At 70.9% G+C, this 1126-nt stretch carries 1 protein-coding gene; it reads left to right on the plus strand.

Features of this window, described 5'->3' with window-relative positions:
- Positions 1 to 1126: glycoside hydrolase family 5 protein (locus CCN35_RS22085; RefSeq protein ID WP_143631743.1), on the plus strand; the 1126-nt coding region annotated here is incomplete at both ends.

The raw sequence follows: 1126 nt of genomic DNA on the forward strand, positions 1-1126 counted from the left end.
CGACGGCGCCGTCGCCGCCAACCCCTCCCTGCGCGGAAAGACACCCCTGCAGGTGTACGACGTGGTGGTGCGGGAACTCACCGCCGCCGGGCTCGCGGTGATCCTCAACAACCACACCAACACCACCCGCTGGTGCTGCGGGCTCGACGGCAACGAGCGCTGGAACGCCAGTCAGTCCACCGAGACCTGGGAGAACGACTGGCTCTTCATGGTCCGCCGCTACAAGGACAACAAGCGTGTCGTCGGCGCCGACCTCTACAACGAGGTGCGCCGCGACCTCTGGGACGACCCCAACTGGGGCCTGGGCGACAAGCACGACTGGTTCGCCGCCTCGCAGCGCCTGGGCGACCGCATCCTGACGGAGGCCAACCCCGACCTTCTGATCATTGTCGAGGGCATCAACTGGACGGGCCTCCCGGTCGACGGCTTCCCGCACGGACGCCCCACCCTGGAATCCGTGCGCCATCTCTCGCACACGCTCGTCGACTCCGGCAAGCTCGTGTACTCGGCCCACTTCTACGGCTACACCGGCCCGAACCACAGCGGCGCCACCGGACTGGGCGAGACCAGCGACCCGCGCTACCAGGACCTGACCCCCGCCGAACTGGTCGACGTCCTGAACCGCCAGGCGTTCTACGTGGCCGCCGAGCAGGACCGGCACTTCACCGCCCCCGTCTGGATCAGCGAGTTCGGGGTCGGAGGCCGTGAGGAGACCAGTGCCAGGGCGCGCGCCTGGTTCGAGAACTTCGTCGACCACCTGATCCGCACCGACGCCGACTTCGCGTACTGGCCGCTCGTCGGCTGGCACGAGGGACGCCGGGGCAACGGCTGGGCCCTGCTGCACTGGGACGCGAGCGGCCACCGCATGGGCCTCTACGACGGGGACGACTGGCGGGCCGCCGCCTGGACCCGGCTCATCCGGGCCACGGGCCGCACCGGCCCCGTCGCCCCCGTGGCGCACTGGTCGATGCTCAGCCCCGACCACGGCGACTTCATCGCCTCCCGGCGGATGAGGGCCCTGCCCGACTGGGACCCCGGTGCCCGCAAGGCCGTCTGCCCCGACGGGCAGCGTCTGCTCGGCCTCGCCCACACCGGCAACCGCGGCCTGTGCTCGGACGTGACCACC

This window comes from Streptomyces thermovulgaris (assembly GCF_002155915.1).
Lineage (GTDB): Bacteria > Actinomycetota > Actinomycetes > Streptomycetales > Streptomycetaceae > Streptomyces > Streptomyces thermovulgaris.